This window comes from Cobetia sp. 5-25-4-2, from assembly GCF_013374075.1.
GTDB lineage: Bacteria > Pseudomonadota > Gammaproteobacteria > Pseudomonadales > Halomonadaceae > Cobetia > Cobetia marina.
In genome coordinates this window covers 105,145-121,730 of the sequence record NZ_BLWK01000004.1, presented here as the reverse complement: position 1 = coordinate 121,730, position 16,586 = coordinate 105,145, and the positions used below count along the sequence as shown (strand labels likewise).

Sequence of the window (16,586 nt, the reverse complement as noted above, 5' to 3'; positions counted from 1 at the left end):
GCCTCACGAGAGACAGGGAGTGTGTAAATGGTTACTTACATCGTTGCTGCTGATGCCGCCCGCGCTCGTATCTTTGCCCGTGCTGCCGGCAAGGTCACTGAAGTGGACAGCCTCGTACATCCTGAAAGCCGTCAGCATACCGGTGACTTGAGAACCGGTGGCAAGGGCGAGTCCAGTGGCGGGCACGGTAGCCTGCATCAGACGGGAGATGATGGCGCGACCTCGGACAAGCATCAGGACTTCTTCGCCAAGGAAGTGGCGCAATATCTCAAGCAGGCGGCCAACGACGGCAAGTTTGATCAGCTGATCATCGCTGCCGCACCCAAGTTCCTCGGTGCGCTGCGTGACAAGCTCGACAAGCCGGTGGCCAAACTGGTCAGCGAGACCGTCGACAAGGATCTCTCCCATGAGAGTGCCGACGACATCAAGCAGCGCTTCACTGGCCTGAATCACTGAAGTCGGTGACATGACGGCAGGGCGTTACACGGCCTGCTGAATCTGAAAGCACCGTCAGCGGACTCGCTGGCGGTGCTTGTGCGTTGGCGTCATGCAATATGGAGAGCAAGTGAGTGCTTGCGTACCTGTAGCCATGCTGCTTGATGGTCACGGTACCTGATGCATCTCGATCTCGTCGCTGCGTGAGGCGGAGCCACTCAGGGTGCGGCAGCTCGTCACGAACTCGCGCATGGCCTGGGTAATGAAGCGGTCGCGATGATGGACGAAGCGATAGGCGCGAGTCAGTTCCAGCCATGGGGTAGGCAGCTCGACCAGGCTACCGCGCCGGAAGGCGTCTCGTAGCGCCAGTCGTGAAACGCAGCCGATTCCCAGGCCGGCCTCCACCGCGCGCTTTATCCCCTCGGTGTGCTCTAGCTCCATCATGATGTCGAGTCGCTGGGCCACGCTGTCCGAGGGACTCTCGAGGTGTGGGCGCAGTGCCTGCTCGAAAGTGCTGCGGGTGCCAGAGCCCCGTTCACGCATGATCCAGCGCGCCTCCAGCAGACGTGCGAGCGTCACCTCTCCTCGGGCCAGAGGATGCGAGGGAGCGCAGAAGATGCTCAGGCGATCACTTACCCAGTGCGTGGCTTCCAGCAATGGGTGCTCCACCTCGCCTTCCACCAGCCCGATATCGAGCTCGAAATGCGCCAGCTTCTCGATCAGCTGGTGGGTGTTGAGGACATGCAGCTCCACACGGCTGGCCGGATGATGCTCGAGGAAGCTGCCGACGATCTGGGGCGCCAGGTAGTTGCCGATGGTCAGAGTGGCGCCGATTTCCAGTGAACCGGTGGCATCCTGCTGGCCGAGCAGCTGCTCGAGTTCTTCCGCCTGATCCAGCAAGGCGATGGCCTTGGGAAGCAGTTCGCGGCCAAGGCCATTGAGGCGCAGGCGTTTGCCATGCCGGTCGAACAGGCGACAGTCGAACTGGCGCTCCAGTTCGGCCAAGGCCGTGCTGGCGGCGGACTGTGACATCGCGAGGCTTTCGGCTGCCAGCGAGACGTTGTCGTGGCGTGCCACGGCAACGAAGACCGCCAGTTGTCGCAGGCTGTAACGCATTCCGCCTCCTTGTGCATGCAGGCAGTGTCGAGAGGAGCTCGCTGGCCAGCGCAACACCCGGTTCGCGCTGCAATGTGAAGCAGGCCATTGCCGGGCTTGTAATGCGATTCATTCGCAATCAATATTGATAGTCTGGATAACCTATATCCAGATAAACCATTTAACGCATAACCCAACAGTGACTACAATCGCTGCATAGTTCATTGGGTCATAAGCTGTTATTTGCTTATTCCATAATAGAATGCTTGATTTCAAGGGGCGCGACCCCGGGAGGCCACCAGGTGAGCAGTCTGACCACTACCGAAGTCATCGACGTCCATCATTGGAACGACTCGCTGTTCAGCTTCCGCACCCAGCGGGAAGACAGCCTGCGCTTCAAGAATGGCCAGTTCGTGATGATCGGCCTGGAAGTCGAAGGCAAGCCGCTGATGCGCGCCTACTCGATCGCCAGCCCGAACTACGAAGAGCATCTGGAATTCTTCTCCATCAAGGTGCAGGACGGCCCGCTGACCTCACGCCTTCAGCACCTCAAGCCGGGTGACCAGATCATGGTCTCGCGCAAGCCCACCGGAACGCTGGTGCTGGACGATCTGCTGCCGGGCGAGAATCTTTACCTGTTCTCCACCGGAACTGGCCTGGCGCCCTTCCTGAGCGTGATTCAGGACCCGGAGACCTATGAGCGCTATGACAAGATCATCCTGATGCACGGTGTGCGCCATGTCTCAGAGCTGGCCTATGCCGACATGATCGCGGAAGAGCTGCCCAAGCACGAGTATCTTGGGGAAGAGATCGCCGAGAAGCTGATCTACTACCCGACCGTGACGCGCGAGGAGTTCCGCAATCAGGGCCGCATCACCGATCTGGTCGAGAATGGCAAGCTGTTCGAGGACATCGGCCTGCCGCCGCTGGACCCGAAGCGTGACCGCGCGATGATCTGCGGCTCGCCGGCGATGCTCGACGACATCAGCGCCATGCTGGATGCCCGTGGCTTCGCCATCTCGCCGAAGATGGGTGTGCCGGGTGACTATGTGATCGAGCGTGCCTTTGTTGAGAAGTGAGCGTGTTGAGACGTGAGCGTGTCGAGACGTAAGCATGTCGAGACGTGATGCCCTGAGCATGAACCACGAGCATCACGCATGAACGGCACGTGCTGAAACGAAAAAAACCGCAGGCCAATGGCCTGCGGTTTTTTGTGTGCTCATGTCACCCGTCGGGGCAGCACGTCATCGCCAGGGCTTGCGCCAGGGGCTTAGACGGCGTCCTTGCCGGTCTCGCCGGTACGGATGCGAATGACCTGCTCCAGCGGCGAGACGAAGATCTTGCCGTCGCCGATCTTGCCGGTGTTGGCGACATTGGTGATCGCCTCGATCACGGAATCGATCATGGCGTCATCCACGGCGACCTCGAGCTTCACCTTGGGGAGGAAGTCGACCACATACTCGGCACCCCGATACAGCTCCGTGTGGCCCTTCTGGCGGCCAAAACCCTTGACCTCGGTCACGGTGATACCCTGGACGCCAATCTCGGACAGGGATTCGCGTACGTCGTCGAGCTTGAATGGCTTGATGATGGCAGTGACCAGTTTCATCGTCTCTCTCCTTGGGTGATGGTGCGGGTGGCGTTGCTGCTCGCCACGCCAGCCCCTATTGCTCAAGCATACACCGCTTATCCGGTCAGGAAAAAAGACTCCCGCCAGGTGGCGGGAGTCTTTGGGTGTCGCGTGAGTCTCGATCCTTGATTACTTGCGGCTGGAGGTGAATTCCGGATACGCCTCCATGCCACATTCCGCCAGATCGACGCCTTCGTACTCTTCCTCTTCGCTGACGCGCAGTCCCATGATGGTCTTGATGACCAGCCAGACCACGAAGCTTGCGATGAATACCCAGGCGAAGATGGACACGGCGCCCAGCAGCTGTGCGGAGAAGGTGGCATCGTCATTGGTCAGCGGCACTGCCATCAGACCCCAGAGACCGACCACACCGTGGACGGAGATGGCACCGACCGGGTCGTCGAGCTTGAGCTTGTCGAGGCCGACGATGGAGAACACCACCAGCAGGCCACCGACGGCGCCGATCAGGGTGGCAGCACCGACACTCGGTGCCAGCGGACCAGCGGTGATGGCGACCAGGCCAGCCAGGGCGCCGTTGAGGGCCATGGTCAGGTCAGCCTTGCGGAACCACAGGCGGGCGAGGATCAGGGCGGCGATGACACCCCCGCAGGCAGCGGCGTTGGTGTTGACGAAGACCTGAGCGACCGCGTTGGCTTCATCGATATTGGACAGCACCAGCTCGGAGCCGCCGTTGAAGCCCAGCCATCCCAGCCACAGGATGAAGGTGCCCAGGGTCGCCAGCGGCAGGTTGGAGCCCGGGATGGCGTTGATCTCACCGTTCTTGCCGTACTTGCCCTTGCGAGCCCCCAGCAGGAGCACGCCAGCCAGAGCGGCGGAAGCGCCTGCCATGTGCACGATGCCGGAGCCGGCGAAGTCACTGAAGCCCGCTTCGCTCAGGAAGCCGCCACCCCAGGTCCAGTAACCCTGGACCGGGTAGATGACGCCCGTCATGACCACGGCGAAGGCCAGGAAGGCCCACAGCTTCATGCGCTCGGCGACTGCACCGGAGACGATGGACATGGCGGTCGCCACGAACACCACCTGGAAGAAGAAGTCGGAACGCGCGCTGTAGTAGATGTCGCCACCGGAAGCGAGCGCTTCCTCAGCGGTATTCTCGGCGCCGATCAAGAAGCCCAGGCTCGGCAGGAAGCCGCCTTCGGCGCTTGAGTACATGATGTGGTAACCGACCACCATGTACATGGTGCAGGCGATGGCGAACAGCGCCACGTTCTTGGTCAGGATCTCGGTAGTGTTCTTGGCGCGTACCAGGCCAGCTTCCAGCATGGCAAAGCCGGCAGCCATCCACAGCACCAGGGCGCCACAGACCAGGAAATAGAAGGTATCAAGTGCGTACTTGACCTCGATGATCTCGTTCATGCGGGATTCTCCTTTATTATTGTGCGCGGGGCTCAGACAGCATCGGCGCCGCGTTCACCGGTACGGATACGGATCACGTCATCCAGCGGGGTGACGAACAGCTTGCCGTCGCCGATCTTGCCGCTGTTGGCTGCCTGGGTGATGGCGTCCAGCACCGTTTCCACACTGCTGTCATCAACAGCCACTTCAATCTTGACCTTGGGAAGGAAGTCGACGACATACTCGGCGCCGCGATACAGCTCGGTGTGGCCCTTCTGTCGCCCGAAGCCCTTCACTTCCGTGACCGTGATGCCTTGCACGCCGTTGTCGGCCAGCGCTTCACGCACGTCGTCCAGCTTGAAGGGTTTGATGATGGCGGTGATCAGTTTCATGTGCTGCCCCCGTTTGCTACCGCAATGATCTGTCATGTTGAGTGCGGCCAATCAGACACTGCTGGTGGCCTGTTCCTGACAAGTGCATCGCACGAGGTATGCCATGAGGTTAAAAAATCTTTAAATTCATCTAGTTGTGCTGAGGGAAAAAGCAGCTCCGCAGCAAGGCCAAAAATGACGGCAAGGAGAACGCCATGGCGATGCACCGCTTTGGTGCCTGAATTGCGGCTTTCGAGGTAGGAGATAGCGCTAATATGGTGCACAAGGGCCGGTGCCTGCCGTCAGTGGCAAGAGATTCGGGGTCGAGACATGCGTCAGGCCAGCGGGTTGCGTATCCTTGCAACATGACATGATGTCCCCCACGTTTCGGGGAGATCCTTTTCTCTGACCGACAGCCCCATGATGGGCCCGTCGGCTTGCAATGGCTGAGGTGGAGCATGTTCAAGAACGACGTCATCGGGCGTATGGCCCAGCAGATCGGTGAGCGCCTCCAGGACGCCTCGCACGGCCCGGAAGAGCTGCAGAAGTCCGTACAGGGCGTGATGCGCAGCGCCTTTGATCGCATGGAACTGGTGTCGCGCGAGGACTTCGACATCATGATGGATGTGCTGACGCGGACTCGCGGGCGTGTGGAGTCGCTGGAGAAGCAGGTCATCGCACTTGAGGCGCTGCTGGAGAAGCAGGGACTGGTGGCGGGTGCTGCGTCGACCACCGAGCCTGCCGTGGCGGTGGACGATGAGGGAGAGACCGCGCTGGCAAAGCGGGAAGCCGCCAGCCACGCCGAGGAGATCGAGCGTCAACGCGATGCCTGAATGGCATGCTGCCAAAAAAAACCGCCACACCTGTCGAGGTGTGGCGGTTTTTTTGTGTCCGTCGCATGAGGCGGGTGCCGGGCAGGTCAGACCGTCTGTGGACGAGACCCCATCAACCAGCGAACCAGGCCCACCAGAGATGCCACGATCCAGAACACCTCGATCACGAAGCTGGCGAGATTGAAGTTGATGCACAGGCTGATCAACAAGAGGATCGCCCCGCTCAGATTCATGAGGTTGTAGGTCAGGCTACGTGCATCGAGTCTGCCAATCTGCAGCAGAAAGAAGGCACCGACCACCAGAGAGGTGCCGAGCATGCCGATGATGTCCGCCATGGGTGCCAGCGAGGCAAGCATGTCTTGCATGGGGTGTTACTCCTGAAACAAGCCGAAGTCGTCCTGAATGGCTGGCCCTTTCCGTGGGTTGGACGATTCTCTGCCACCCTTGGGTGGCCTCCTTGAGACAGCTTGGCGGTTGTATCAGCAGGGCCGAGACAACCGATCAAATATACCAGCAGTCCCCCTCTTGAGGCACTCCTGTAGCGCCTGGAGTACCGCCTTGCATGTTCCATGAGCACTCTTCTGGTGCAGGCCCGAGGGCTGGCGATCCGTCAGGTGCTCCATGTCGCCAACTTCGTGAAATATCTGCTAGAACGCGCGTTATTTCATGGAAAAAGCCGGTTGATGGGCTATTTTTCAACGTTCAGTCCGCATGAATGTTTCGAGCTGAACAGACACGGCAGCCAGTCCGGCGCATCGAAGGAGGCTGGCATTGGGTGGGGCCTGCGTGACTCTCGGGAAAGGCACTCCCTTCCCGCGCCTCTTCTCTTGAGCCCAGCCTCCTGAGTCATGCCAGGGCGTTTCTCCATTCACTTCTTCATGAACTTCTCCGTGAAACTCTTCATGAAGTTCATGCCGCGATGTCGTCGGGAAACGCTGCCGTTGGTTCATCGTGCGGGTGCCTCGCCCGTTCCGGGTGACGATATTGCCTCTCTGCCGCCTGTTTCGCCGGTCTGGCCGGGTGCTGGAGGAGGGCTGATGTCGCCCTCAAGTGTTGATTCAGAGTGTAATGCGTCACGCTTCGATGAGGTGGTGCGGATCGGTGTCCATATCGATAGGGTTTGGCGTTGCCAGATGATGGATATTTGAGCGCTGGGAAATGCCCTGTCGAGGGGTTTATGTAATGTTATCCACAGCCGGTATTTTCCTTACGTATCCAGTAATTCTAGGGGTTGGTGGCGTAATGAAAATTATGAAACGGGTGGCTGGAATCGCTGATAATACCGTTGCGGTGCAGTGAGGACATGCCGTGTCCGGCAGCGCGAGTGACATTTGAGGAGTGCCGCATCGCCAAGCGTTGAGTCGTGTGCACGCTGGCAGGTATGAGATTTGCCATGCTGGAGGAGGTGGCACCGGTATCGTGCCCTCGCGCTCATGGCAGGCGGGTGCCTGCTCCGATTGCGCCGTGCAGCAGAGAGGCGGCATCACGCAGGGAAGACTCATGTCATTGGCAATGTTGCGCACGCGCGCATCTCTTGGTCTTGAAGCTCCGGAGGTGCAGGTAGAGGTACACCTCTCCAACGGGCTGCCGGGGCTCTCCATCGTTGGCTTGCCGGAAGCGGCGGTGAAGGAAAGTCGTGAGCGAGTGCGCAGCGCATTGCTCAATGCAGGCTTCGAGTTTCCAGCGCGCCGAATCACCCTCAATCTGGCCCCGGCTGACCTGCCCAAGGAGGGGGGGCGCTTTGATCTGCCGATCGCACTGGGCATCCTGGTGGCATCCGGTCAGGTGCCGGAAGAGGCCGTGGCGCAGATCGAGTGTCTGGGCGAGTTGGCACTCGATGGCAGCATTCGCTCCGTCACTGGCGTACTGCCTGCTGCGCTCTGCTGTCGCAAGGCCGGGCGCACCCTGGTGGTGCCGCGTGGCAATGCCGATGAGGCCGCGCTGGCGGAACAGCTGGATGTGCTGTCCGTGGGCCATCTGCTGGAGTTGGTGGCGCACCTTCTCGGGCGTGAGAGGATCACGCCGCATGTCTGTTCCGTCACTCCTCAGGCGCGACTCCCGGAGCCGGACCTGAGCGAGGTGCGTGGCCAGCATCAGGCGCGGCGTGCGCTGGAGATTGCCGCTGCGGGAGGCCACAACCTGCTGTTCGCGGGGCCGCCGGGTACGGGCAAGACGATGCTGGCCAGTCGCCTCTCCGGCATTCTGCCGCCGCTGGGGGAGGCCGAGGCCCTGGAAGTCGCGGCGGTACGCTCGGTCTGCGGGATGCCGATCATGGAGCGCTGGGGCCAGCGGCCCTTCCGGGCGCCGCATCATACCGCCAGTGGTGTCGCGCTGGTCGGGGGTGGCTCCAGGCCGCGTCCGGGAGAGGTGTCGCTGGCCCATCATGGCGTGCTGTTTCTGGACGAGCTGGCGGAATTTGATCGTGGTGTACTGGAAGTGATGCGTGAGCCGCTGGAGAGCGGTCGCATCCTCATCTCGCGTGCCAGCCATCAGCGGCGCTTTCCGGCACGTTTCCAGCTGGTGGCGGCGATGAACCCCTGCCCGTGCGGCTATCTTGGTGACAGCCGTCGCAACTGCAGTTGCACGCCGGCCCAGATCCAGCGCTATCAGGCGCGCCTGTCTGGCCCGCTGCTGGACCGTATCGATCTGCAGGTCGAGGTACCGGGACTGCCTGCCGAGGAGCTGACGTCCGCGACCCCCGGTGAGGCCTCGGACGCAGTGCGCGAACGGGTGCTGGCGGCCCGCGCTCGTCAATTGGCCCGCGGCGGGCTCAATGCCCATCTCGACACCCATGCCCTGGAAGCCGCCTGCCAGCTGGAGGACGGCGAGCGTCAGTGGCTGGCCGGTGTGCTGTCACGCCTCAATCTCTCGGCGCGTGCCTATCACCGGGTCTTGCGTGTCGCGCTGACGTTGAGCGATCTCATTGCGCAGGATGGCGTGCAGCGGCCCCAGCTGATGGAAGCCATCGGCTATCGTCAGCTGGACCGAATGATGGGGAGAGATCCGGCCCGCCCGGGAGCGGAACAGCGCAGCGCCTGAGCACTGCCTGTCGGGCCGCGTCGCCCGTTCAGAAGGACGGGCTATCCGCGCCGGGAATGCCCTCACGGATCAGGCGCGAGAAGTCGCCGTCCGGGTGCTCGTCGGCGGCGATGGCGGCAGGGTTGATCAGACTTCTGGCCTTGAGCTCGGCGAAGGGCGCGGCGTCACTGAGGGCATCCTGGTCCGCGACATATTCCGGCAGATAGCCGGAGAGCAGCAGCCGATAGTCCAGCGGCAGGCCGTCGGTGAGGCGCGTCATCATCGCGTAGACGAGGGTGGTGCAGTTGCTGGTGGCGGTGTTGTAGAAGCGTGGCTGAGTGCGCAATGTCTCGGCTTCGTCGACGTAGGCCAGCAGCAATTCGCGGATCAGTTCGCGCGGCATCTGCACCCGATAGAGATGCACCTGCTCCCCGCGCACGTTGCTGCGCACGCGGATGATGTCGCGCTCGTCAGCGGCGATCACCGCCAGTTCGTACTCCTTGAACATCCCGCCCAGTGTCGAGAAGGCCTCGTCACGCTCCTTGCGGATTTCCACCGAGAAGGCCAGATGGCGTCCATCGGCGAAACCGAAGCTGACCAGCGTATGAGCGATCTGCGGCCCCATCCAGTGACTGGTCAACAGATCCACCGAGGTCAGTTGATCCAGAGGATAGTCCCGACTCTCCCAGCGCGGCGTGTAATCCTCAGGCGTGCGCCACTCGAAGTTGCGCACCTGTTCGAGGTGCAGGATGTCATCTTGGCTGACGCTCCCCTCGACCAGATGTTCGACCTCCGGTGCCCAGTCGCGGTCCGCCCGCGGGGTGATGCTGTTCCACCAGCCGAGGCTGGCGACCAACAGCATCAGGTAGCTGCCCGCCAGTCGCCAGCGAATCGCATGGAGTTGCGGCCACCACAGCGCAATGACGCAGATGAGGCTCAGCGCACCCGCGAGGACGGCCAGTGTCGTGCGAAGCCCCTCCGGTCCCGGCAGGCGGAACCACAGGGCAGGCATCAGCCACAGGCTCGCCCCCAGCAAGGCAAGGCTGGTGACGCTGCGGAGCACGATGCTGGTCAGGCTCATCGGCCGGCACTCATGCGCGCTTCTCTTCGACGATGGCCTGCTCGAGACGCGCCAGTCGACCCGGCACCAGGCTGTCCTCCAGGGTCGAGATGCGCAGGATATGGCCGAGCGCCGGGTGAGGGGAGCGGGTGATCAGCACGCCCTGCGCCATCAGTTGCTGCTGAACCTGAGCGGCCCGCTCGGCGCTCTTGAGGCGCACGCAGAGGAAGTTGGTGGCACTGGGGAGGACGTCAGCCCCCAGCGAGCGCAGGTGCTCGGCAAGCTGATCACGAGACTGGATGACCGCGGCGACGTGAGTCGCGGCTTCTTCGGGATGCTCCAGCAGCAGCTCGCCGGCTGCCAGTGCCGGCGCGCTGACGGCATAGTGGATCCGAACCTTGGTCAGAAGGGCGAGATCCTCACGCTCGGCGATCATGAAGCCGAGACGCAGGCCCGCCAGTCCATAAGCCTTGGAGAAGGTGCGCAGCCGGAAGGTACGAGCCATCGGGGCATTGTCGGCCTGCGCCGCATCGGGGCGGAAGTCGTGATAGGCCTCGTCCAGTAGCAGGCTGCAGTCCGCTGGGAGCGCATCACGCAGTGCTCGGACATCCTCATCCGAGTGCAGGTGCCCGCTGGGGTTGTCCGGGTTGGCGAGATAGACGACACGGGCCGCATGCTGACTTGCCGCCGCGGCGAGTGCGGCGAGATCCGGTGCCAGCTGGGCAGAGTGGGGGGCATCGTCAGAGGCATGGGCTTCGGTATATGGCACTTCAACGACCTCAGCACCGAGACCGCGCGCAAAGTACGCCAGTGTGGGGTAGGTGCCGGCACTGGTGATCACGCGCTCTCCCGCACAGATGGTGGCGCGCATCACCAGCGCCAGCAGGCTGTCGGCGCCGGCGTCGACCAGCAGCGTCTCGTAGGCGACGCCCAGGCGCTCGGCCAGTTGATGGCGCAGTTGCCAGGCATCGGCGTCCGCGTAGCTGCGGCTCAGGTCTGCTAGGGCATGGCCCAGCTCCCCGCCGAGTACCGCGTGGGGCATGTCGAGCCCTTCATTGGAGCCGTACTGATGCGGCAGCGTATGCCCCAGTCTGCGTTCCAGCGCCTTGATGCCGGGGAACGGGTTGTGCGGTCCCTCCTGATAAAGGTGGGCCAGGAAACGGCGGGGAGTGGCGGTAGTCATCTTGGCTCCAGAGGCGGTAACGGATGACGCCGGGAGGCAGGAGGTGGCCATGCGGCGTCAGAGAGTGAGTCGAGGAGACAGTGGGCGCTCAGGAGGCAGGTCGCGCACTGGCAAGGGCGTCAAGCGCAGCCTGATCGAAGGCGCCGCTGAGCGTGAATGTCCGGGTCTGCTGGCGCTCCACGCTGAGACGGCGCACCAGCTCCAGTGTCAGCTGGTAGGGCTGCAGGGTGCGGTCGGAGAGCCTCAGGGGGCCACCGCTGGTATCCAGGCGTGCCACGAGGCGCCATTGCAGACTGTCGATGCCGGGGCGATCGTTGCTCCAGTTGAGCACCTGCGGGCCATCCTTGAGCGCCAGCAGGGCACGTGTCAGCGCTTCATTGAGTGCGCCGGGCTGCACCTCGAGACTGGTATCCACTTCAGGAGGTGCCAGCAGCAGGACCTGCTCGCCCAGTGGCGGGGTCCAGCTCTGCTCATCCAGCAGGCGGGCAGCACTCTGGCCCAGGCCATAGATGGGGTCGCGCTCCGCGCGTGGCACCTGATCCAGTCCCATGCAGCCGGTCAGACCGGTGATCAACATCAGGCTCGCCAGTGTTCGCAGCCCGCGACTCATTCGTGACATGCCGGGGCGCCTCCCCTGCCATCAGGGGCCTCAAGTTCCGGGCGCGGCGACAGCGCATCGAGGAAGGCATCCAGCTCGGCGAACAAGGCCGTGCGAATCGGCTCGGCCTCATTGACCAGATGATGCTGCGCCTCGGGGTGGCGATGAATCCGCGCGTTGGGGAACTTGCTGGCCAGCACGTCGAGATTCCACTGCCAGTCCACCGTGGTGTCCTGTTCGCCCTGCAGTATCAGGGTGGGTAGCGAGCAGGGCGGGAGGGCCTGCAGGCGTGGAATCCAGGCGCGCATGGCCGAGACCCACTTCACGGCGAGTCGATCCGCCTGAAGCGGGTCGTTGGTGCTCAGGAACTCGTAGAACGCCGCGTCATTGGTATTCGCGCGGTACTTGCGCGGAATGGAGTCGATGAAGGGGCGCGCCATGCTATGCAGCCAGCGGGACTGCGGCCACCCCCAGGGGCGGACCAGCGGGGCGAGCAGCGCGATTCCCTGCCAGCGCGAGTCACTGCCACGCATCAGGGCGTCGGTGGCCAGCACGGAGCCGCCGGTGCTCTGACCGATCCCGAACCAGGGATGCGGCGCCAGGTCGTGGACTTCCAGGTACTCCTGAAACGCCTGCAGGCAGCCGACATAGTCACCGAAGTCATCGATGGAAGCCGGCTCGCCGGAGGACAGGCCATGCCCCGGCAGGTCCCACAGCGCGACCTGCCAGCCCTGCTTCAGCAGGTGGGCCAGCAGGTGACGATACAGCGCGAGGTGATCGAAATATCCATGCACCACGAAGATGGTGCCGCGCGGACTCGGGGGAGTCCACAGCTGTGCCCACAGGCGAAAATCGCCAGCATCGAGGTGTCCGGCATGTACGGTGACATGTGCGCTGCGCAGTTCATCCAGGCCATAGTGGCTCAGGTAACAGGCCAGCGGGCTGGTCGTCTGACCGGGCAGACACTCAGGCAGACGAATGAAAGGGCCATAATCGAGCAGTGCGCTGAAGTCGGGCATGGTGATCTCCATAATGCTGCCATGCTAGCGGCTGGAGCTGTCGTGAGCCATAGGAAAAAACAGTGTTTCTTCATACAAGGGCTGCGTGTCGCGAACTGCCAGCATTCGTCATGCCATTTCCAGAACACGGTAATCCGGTTTCAGCCTCTTGTTCATTGGTCAAAGCCCCGCTTCCGCCAGCCACGGCATCGGGTATGGTGAAGTGATCCACAACCGCCCGGCAGATGATTCATTCCACGTACGGTTCGTCAGTTGATATTCGTTTCCAGGGAGAGCACACGCATGACCGATCGCATTCAACTTGAACGTCTGGCCATTGATGCCGGACTGCACCGCTTCATCGAGGAGGAAGCGTTGCCCGGTTCCGGTATCGCCTCGGCCGACTTCTGGTCCGGCGTCGATGCGTTGCTGCACGAGCTGGCGCCACGCAATCGCGAGCTGCTGGAAACGCGCGAACAGCTGCAGGCCAGCATCGACCAGTGGCACCGTGAGCATCCCGGCAAGGTCGAACTGCCCGCCTACAAGGCCTTCCTGAAGGAGATCGGCTACCTGGAAGACGAGCCGGCCAGTGTCGAGGCCACCACCGCCAACGTGGACAGCGAGATCTGCCAACAGGCAGGACCGCAGCTGGTCGTGCCGGTGATGAATGCCCGTTACGCCCTGAACGCCGCCAATGCGCGCTGGGGCTCACTCTATGACGCCCTCTACGGCACCGACGCGATCAGTGATGACGATGGCGCCGAGCGCGGCAAGGACTACAACCCGGTGCGGGGTGCCAAGGTGGTGGCCTACGCACGTCAGGTGCTGGATACCATCGCGCCGCTGGCTGGCGGTACGCACCATGACAGCGAGGGGTACTCCATTCGTGACGGCCACCTGCTGGTGCGGGTCGGCGGGCGTGACCTGAGCCTCAAGTCGCCGGAACGCTTCCTCGGCTATCGCGGCGACGAAAGCGCGCCAAGCGCGATCATCTTCGCGCACAACGGGCTGCACGCGGAGCTCGTGATCGATGCCGAGCACCCCATCGGCAAGACCGACCCCGCCAACGTCAGTGACCTGATCATGGAGGCTGCGCTCTCCACCATCATGGACTGCGAGGACTCGGTGGCCGCGGTGGATGCCGACGACAAGGTGACCGTCTATCGCAACTGGCTGGGCCTGATGAAGGGCGATCTGACCGAGACGCTGGAGAAGAAGGGTCGCCAGATGACGCGCAGGCTGAACGCGGACCGTGAATACACCGGCGCCGATGGCACCACCCGCGTGCTGCATGGTCGCTCGCTGATGCTGATCCGCAACGTGGGCCATCTGATGACCAACCCGGCCATCCTGCTGGAAGATGGCAGCGAGGCGCCGGAAGGCATCATGGATGCCATCTTCACCAGTCTGATCGCGCTGCATGATCTCAAGGGTGACAAGGACAGCCGTGGCGGTATCTGCAACTCGCGCACCGGCTCCGTCTACATCGTCAAGCCCAAGATGCACGGTCCGTCCGAGGTCGCCTTCGCTGACGAGCTGTTCTCGCGTGTCGAGCAGCTGCTGGGCCTGCCGAATGCCACGCTCAAGATGGGCATCATGGACGAGGAGCGTCGTACCACCGTCAACCTCAAGGCCTGCATCGCCGCGGCCAGTTCCCGTGTGGCCTTCATCAATACCGGCTTCCTGGATCGCACTGGTGACGAGATGCACACCTCGATGGAAGCTGGTCCGATGCTGCGCAAGGGCGACATGAAGGGGGCGGCCTGGATTCAGGCCTATGAGAAGTGGAACGTGGATATCGGGCTGGAATGCGGTCTGCGGGGTCGCGCCCAGATCGGCAAGGGCATGTGGGCGATGCCGGACCTGATGGCGGCGATGCTGGAGCAGAAGATCGGCCATCCCCGCGCCGGTGCCAATACCGCCTGGGTCCCGTCACCGACCGCGGCCGTGCTGCATGCGCTGCATTATCACCAGGTCTCGGTGAAGGACGTGCAACATGACCTGCTCAGTCGCCCGCGCGCCAGTCTCGATGACCTGCTGACCATTCCGCTGGAGCTTGATCCCCAGTGGAGTGCCGAGGAGATCCAGGCCGAGCTGGACAACAACGCCCAGGGGATTCTCGGCTATGTGGTGCGCTGGATCGATCACGGCACCGGTTGCTCCAAGGTGCCGGACATTCACGATGTCGGCCTGATGGAAGACCGCGCCACGCTGCGCATCTCCAGCCAGCACATCGCCAACTGGCTGCATCATGGCATCGTCGACAACGCCCAGGTGCAGGACACGCTGGAGCGCATGGCGGGCGTGGTGGATCGTCAGAACGCTGCGGACCCCAGCTATCAGGCGATGACGGCGGATCTCGAGGGCTCCATCGCCTTCCAGGCAGCCTGCGAGCTGGTGTTCCAGGGACGAGTGCAGCCGAGTGGCTATACCGAGCCGGTACTGCATCGCCGCCGCCTCGAGAAGAAGCAGCAGGCTCACTGAGGCAGCGTCGGCGCTGCGCCATGAGCGTGGCACTGCGGATGCGGATCTCGGACAAGCACGACGGCGGCTCTCGAGCCGTCGTCGTGCTTTCTGGCGATGCCATATTTCCCGAGGCGGCATTTGACGCTAGCCTTGCCCCCAGTAGCGCGCAACCGTACGATCAGCGCCCGCTCAGCCACTGCAGCGCCTGAAACGCGATGGTGTGGCGATCCCTGGTCACCACGCCTGTGCGTGTCGGTGCCACCAATCTGTCGTAGTCATCCTGTCGAGGAGAACGTCATGCCCGTCATGCACGCTGCTGCCATCGAGGACTTTCTCGATGATGTCTTCCCCCAGCGCCTGGGCACCATAGAAGCCGTGGGGGATGGCTGGGCCACCATGGGACTGGCCATCGAGGACGAGCATCTGCGTCCCGGAGGCAGCGTCTCCGGTCCGGCGATGATGGCGTTGGCCGATGTCTGTCTGTATGTCGCGATCCTGGGGGAGATCGGCCCGGAGCCGATGGCCGTGACCAGTGATCTCAACATCCATTTCCTGCGCCGTGCCCGCGGTGACCGGGACCTGATGGCCACCGCACGCCTCCGCAAGCTCGGGCGGCGTCTCGCCGTGGGCGAGATCGAACTGTTCAGCCATGGCGACACGGACCCGGTCGCTCTCGTGACCGCAACCTATGCCTTGCCGGATCGCGATGACTAGCGGCAGGTGGTGGGGGTGATCGCCCCGCTACAGCTTGTTGGCATCCTTTTCCTCGCTGCCGCGCTGACGCCAGCCGGTGACGGCCAGGCTCAGCCAGCCTGCGATCAGCAGCAAGCCACCGATGGGCGTGATGATGCCCAGCTGGGTGCGCGCCGTGGTGGCCAGCGCATACAGTGAACCGGAAAACAGCAGCATCCCGGCCGCCCACAGCCCCAGCGTCAGCATCTGCCCGCGCAGGGGCTGCACCGAGCGCCAGGCCAGCACGCCGACCGCCGCCAGCACGTGCCACATCTGATAGCGCACGCCGGTCTCGAAGACGCGCAGCATGTCCGCGCTCAGAGTGCCGCGCAGGCCATGACTGGCGAAGGCGCCCAGCGCGATGGTGGACATGCCGGCCAGGCCCATGGCCAGCCACCAGTGGCGGGAGTGGGAGTCGTTGTGACGCATAGAGAGAAAATTCCTTGAGGGCAGGTGGCGAGGGCATATCGTACCGACGATGTTGTACCTACGCCTGTCCACGTAAAGCCGCTACAATGGCGGCCTCTTTTCGCGGGAGGACAGCATGCAGATACAGCTAAACGGTGAAGATCATGTGGTGGCGGATGCCATGACAGTCGCCGCTCTGGTCGAGAGTCTCGGACTTCAGGGCCGCCGCCTGGCAGTCGAGCGCAACGAGGACATCGTGCCACGTAGCGCTCACGCCGACACCCTTCTGCAGGCCGGTGATCGCATCGAGATCGTCCACGCCATCGGTGGTGGTTGAACGTCCCGCTGCCAGGGTCGATAGCTTTCACTTCACGCTCGCTCACGTCCAGCTCGATGAGGTCAT

Annotated in this window: 18 protein-coding genes; 8 read left to right on the top strand and 10 right to left on the bottom strand. The window is 62.9% G+C overall.

All coding sequences use genetic code 11. The annotated features are described in order from the left end of the window. The first annotated feature begins 27 nt into the window (after positions 1-27). Positions 28-456, top strand: coding sequence for a host attachment protein (locus HXS65_RS10220; RefSeq protein ID WP_077379624.1), 429 nt, complete (start codon positions 28-30; stop codon positions 454-456). A gap of 147 nt (positions 457-603) precedes the next feature. Here HXS65_RS10220 and HXS65_RS10215 read toward each other — a convergent pair whose 3' ends face one another. After that, complete coding sequence (locus HXS65_RS10215; RefSeq protein WP_077379622.1) at positions 604-1,551, bottom strand: LysR family transcriptional regulator; 948 nt, start codon at positions 1,549-1,551, stop codon at positions 604-606. A gap of 281 nt (positions 1,552-1,832) precedes the next feature. Between HXS65_RS10215 and HXS65_RS10210 the strand changes: the two genes are divergently transcribed. Then, a complete protein-coding gene (locus tag HXS65_RS10210; RefSeq protein ID WP_077379620.1) occupies positions 1,833-2,609 on the top strand; it encodes a ferredoxin--NADP reductase in 777 nt (258 codons plus the stop codon). 191 nt (positions 2,610-2,800) lie between these two features. On the opposite strand, the gene glnK is transcribed toward HXS65_RS10210, so the two are convergent. The 3 genes from glnK to HXS65_RS10195 all read right to left on the bottom strand — a co-directional run bounded on the left by glnK (position 2,801) and on the right by HXS65_RS10195 (position 4,908). Further along, positions 2,801-3,139, bottom strand: a complete 339-nt coding sequence (glnK, locus tag HXS65_RS10205; protein ID WP_024951507.1) for a P-II family nitrogen regulator — start codon at positions 3,137-3,139, stop codon at positions 2,801-2,803. A 150-nt stretch (positions 3,140-3,289) separates the two neighbouring features. Continuing rightward, positions 3,290-4,537 carry an ammonium transporter gene (locus HXS65_RS10200; protein ID WP_077379618.1) on the bottom strand — a complete coding sequence of 416 codons (1,248 nt, stop codon included), beginning with the start codon at positions 4,535-4,537 and terminating at the stop codon, positions 3,290-3,292. A gap of 32 nt (positions 4,538-4,569) precedes the next feature. Then, a complete protein-coding gene (locus tag HXS65_RS10195) occupies positions 4,570-4,908 on the bottom strand; it encodes a P-II family nitrogen regulator (protein WP_065392452.1) in 339 nt (112 codons plus the stop codon). A gap of 437 nt (positions 4,909-5,345) precedes the next feature. Here HXS65_RS10195 and HXS65_RS10190 point away from each other — a divergent pair, with 437 nt between their 5' ends. Continuing rightward, positions 5,346-5,720, top strand: a complete 375-nt coding sequence (locus HXS65_RS10190) for an accessory factor UbiK family protein (protein ID WP_084209517.1) — start codon at positions 5,346-5,348, stop codon at positions 5,718-5,720. Between the two features lie 86 nt (positions 5,721-5,806). Here HXS65_RS10190 and HXS65_RS10185 read toward each other — a convergent pair whose 3' ends face one another. Further along, on the bottom strand, positions 5,807-6,085 hold the full coding sequence (locus tag HXS65_RS10185) for a hypothetical protein (RefSeq protein WP_205632716.1): 279 nt from the start codon (positions 6,083-6,085) through the stop codon (positions 5,807-5,809). 525 nt (positions 6,086-6,610) lie between these two features. Here HXS65_RS10185 and HXS65_RS10180 point away from each other — a divergent pair. Together HXS65_RS10180 and HXS65_RS10175 are read left to right on the top strand one after the other, a co-directional pair. Beyond that, positions 6,611-6,868 (top strand): hypothetical protein, encoded by a 258-nt coding sequence (locus tag HXS65_RS10180; protein ID WP_176493807.1) that lies wholly within the window; start codon positions 6,611-6,613, stop codon positions 6,866-6,868. Between the two features lie 352 nt (positions 6,869-7,220). Then, entirely contained in the window at positions 7,221-8,759 is a 1,539-nt protein-coding gene (locus HXS65_RS10175) for a YifB family Mg chelatase-like AAA ATPase (protein WP_077379610.1), read from the top strand. 28 nt (positions 8,760-8,787) lie between these two features. Here HXS65_RS10175 and HXS65_RS10170 read toward each other — a convergent pair whose 3' ends face one another. The 4 genes from HXS65_RS10170 to HXS65_RS10155 all read right to left on the bottom strand — a co-directional run bounded on the left by HXS65_RS10170 (position 8,788) and on the right by HXS65_RS10155 (position 12,598). Then, positions 8,788-9,819 carry a DUF4105 domain-containing protein gene (locus tag HXS65_RS10170; protein ID WP_176493806.1) on the bottom strand — a complete coding sequence of 344 codons (1,032 nt, stop codon included), beginning with the start codon at positions 9,817-9,819 and terminating at the stop codon, positions 8,788-8,790. Positions 9,820-9,829: 10 nt separating this feature from the next. Further along, the gene (locus HXS65_RS10165; RefSeq protein WP_176493805.1) at positions 9,830-10,981 is read right to left on the bottom strand and encodes a histidinol-phosphate transaminase; all 1,152 of its coding nucleotides are present in this window, start codon (positions 10,979-10,981) and stop codon (positions 9,830-9,832) included. A gap of 88 nt (positions 10,982-11,069) precedes the next feature. Beyond that, on the bottom strand, positions 11,070-11,600 hold the full coding sequence (locus HXS65_RS10160; RefSeq protein ID WP_176493804.1) for a hypothetical protein: 531 nt from the start codon (positions 11,598-11,600) through the stop codon (positions 11,070-11,072). Further along, positions 11,588-12,598 (bottom strand): alpha/beta hydrolase, encoded by a 1,011-nt coding sequence (locus tag HXS65_RS10155; RefSeq protein WP_084209512.1) that lies wholly within the window; start codon positions 12,596-12,598, stop codon positions 11,588-11,590. The genes HXS65_RS10160 and HXS65_RS10155 overlap by 13 nt, the downstream gene beginning before the upstream one ends. Before the next feature lie 282 nt (positions 12,599-12,880). Here HXS65_RS10155 and HXS65_RS10150 point away from each other — a divergent pair, with 282 nt between their 5' ends. Together HXS65_RS10150 and HXS65_RS10145 are read left to right on the top strand one after the other, a co-directional pair. Further along, positions 12,881-15,061, top strand: a complete 2,181-nt coding sequence (locus tag HXS65_RS10150; RefSeq protein WP_176493803.1) for a malate synthase G — start codon at positions 12,881-12,883, stop codon at positions 15,059-15,061. 279 nt (positions 15,062-15,340) lie between these two features. Beyond that, a complete protein-coding gene (locus HXS65_RS10145; RefSeq protein ID WP_077379595.1) occupies positions 15,341-15,757 on the top strand; it encodes a PaaI family thioesterase in 417 nt (138 codons plus the stop codon). A 27-nt stretch (positions 15,758-15,784) separates the two neighbouring features. Here HXS65_RS10145 and HXS65_RS10140 read toward each other — a convergent pair whose 3' ends face one another. Beyond that, on the bottom strand, positions 15,785-16,204 hold the full coding sequence (locus HXS65_RS10140) for a DUF423 domain-containing protein (protein ID WP_084209510.1): 420 nt from the start codon (positions 16,202-16,204) through the stop codon (positions 15,785-15,787). 115 nt (positions 16,205-16,319) lie between these two features. On the opposite strand from HXS65_RS10140, the gene thiS reads away from it, so the two are divergent. Next, positions 16,320-16,520 (top strand): sulfur carrier protein ThiS, encoded by a 201-nt coding sequence (gene thiS, locus HXS65_RS10135; protein ID WP_077379591.1) that lies wholly within the window; start codon positions 16,320-16,322, stop codon positions 16,518-16,520. Positions 16,521-16,586 lie beyond the last annotated feature (66 nt).

What these genes read in the sequence shown, in the direction of transcription:
- HXS65_RS10200 (WP_077379618.1), bottom strand. Translation starts at nt 4,537, where the DNA reads ATGAACGAGATCATCGAGGTCAAGTACGCACTTGATACCTTCTATTTC.
- HXS65_RS10195 (WP_065392452.1), bottom strand. Translation starts at nt 4,908, where the DNA reads ATGAAACTGATCACCGCCATCATCAAACCCTTCAAGCTGGACGACGTG.
- HXS65_RS10185 (WP_205632716.1), bottom strand. Translation starts at nt 6,085, where the DNA reads ATGCAAGACATGCTTGCCTCGCTGGCACCCATGGCGGACATCATCGGC.
- HXS65_RS10160 (WP_176493804.1), bottom strand. Translation starts at nt 11,600, where the DNA reads ATGTCACGAATGAGTCGCGGGCTGCGAACACTGGCGAGCCTGATGTTG.
- HXS65_RS10145 (WP_077379595.1), top strand. Translation starts at nt 15,341, where the DNA reads ATGCCCGTCATGCACGCTGCTGCCATCGAGGACTTTCTCGATGATGTC.
- HXS65_RS10170 (WP_176493806.1), bottom strand. Translation starts at nt 9,819, where the DNA reads ATGAGCCTGACCAGCATCGTGCTCCGCAGCGTCACCAGCCTTGCCTTG.
- HXS65_RS10190 (WP_084209517.1), top strand. Translation starts at nt 5,346, where the DNA reads ATGTTCAAGAACGACGTCATCGGGCGTATGGCCCAGCAGATCGGTGAG.
- HXS65_RS10155 (WP_084209512.1), bottom strand. Translation starts at nt 12,598, where the DNA reads ATGCCCGACTTCAGCGCACTGCTCGATTATGGCCCTTTCATTCGTCTG.
- HXS65_RS10220 (WP_077379624.1), top strand. Translation starts at nt 28, where the DNA reads ATGGTTACTTACATCGTTGCTGCTGATGCCGCCCGCGCTCGTATCTTT.
- HXS65_RS10165 (WP_176493805.1), bottom strand. Translation starts at nt 10,981, where the DNA reads ATGACTACCGCCACTCCCCGCCGTTTCCTGGCCCACCTTTATCAGGAG.
- HXS65_RS10175 (WP_077379610.1), top strand. Translation starts at nt 7,221, where the DNA reads ATGTCATTGGCAATGTTGCGCACGCGCGCATCTCTTGGTCTTGAAGCT.
- HXS65_RS10215 (WP_077379622.1), bottom strand. Translation starts at nt 1,551, where the DNA reads ATGCGTTACAGCCTGCGACAACTGGCGGTCTTCGTTGCCGTGGCACGC.
- HXS65_RS10150 (WP_176493803.1), top strand. Translation starts at nt 12,881, where the DNA reads ATGACCGATCGCATTCAACTTGAACGTCTGGCCATTGATGCCGGACTG.
- glnK (WP_024951507.1), bottom strand. Translation starts at nt 3,139, where the DNA reads ATGAAACTGGTCACTGCCATCATCAAGCCATTCAAGCTCGACGACGTA.
- HXS65_RS10140 (WP_084209510.1), bottom strand. Translation starts at nt 16,204, where the DNA reads ATGCGTCACAACGACTCCCACTCCCGCCACTGGTGGCTGGCCATGGGC.
- thiS (WP_077379591.1), top strand. Translation starts at nt 16,320, where the DNA reads ATGCAGATACAGCTAAACGGTGAAGATCATGTGGTGGCGGATGCCATG.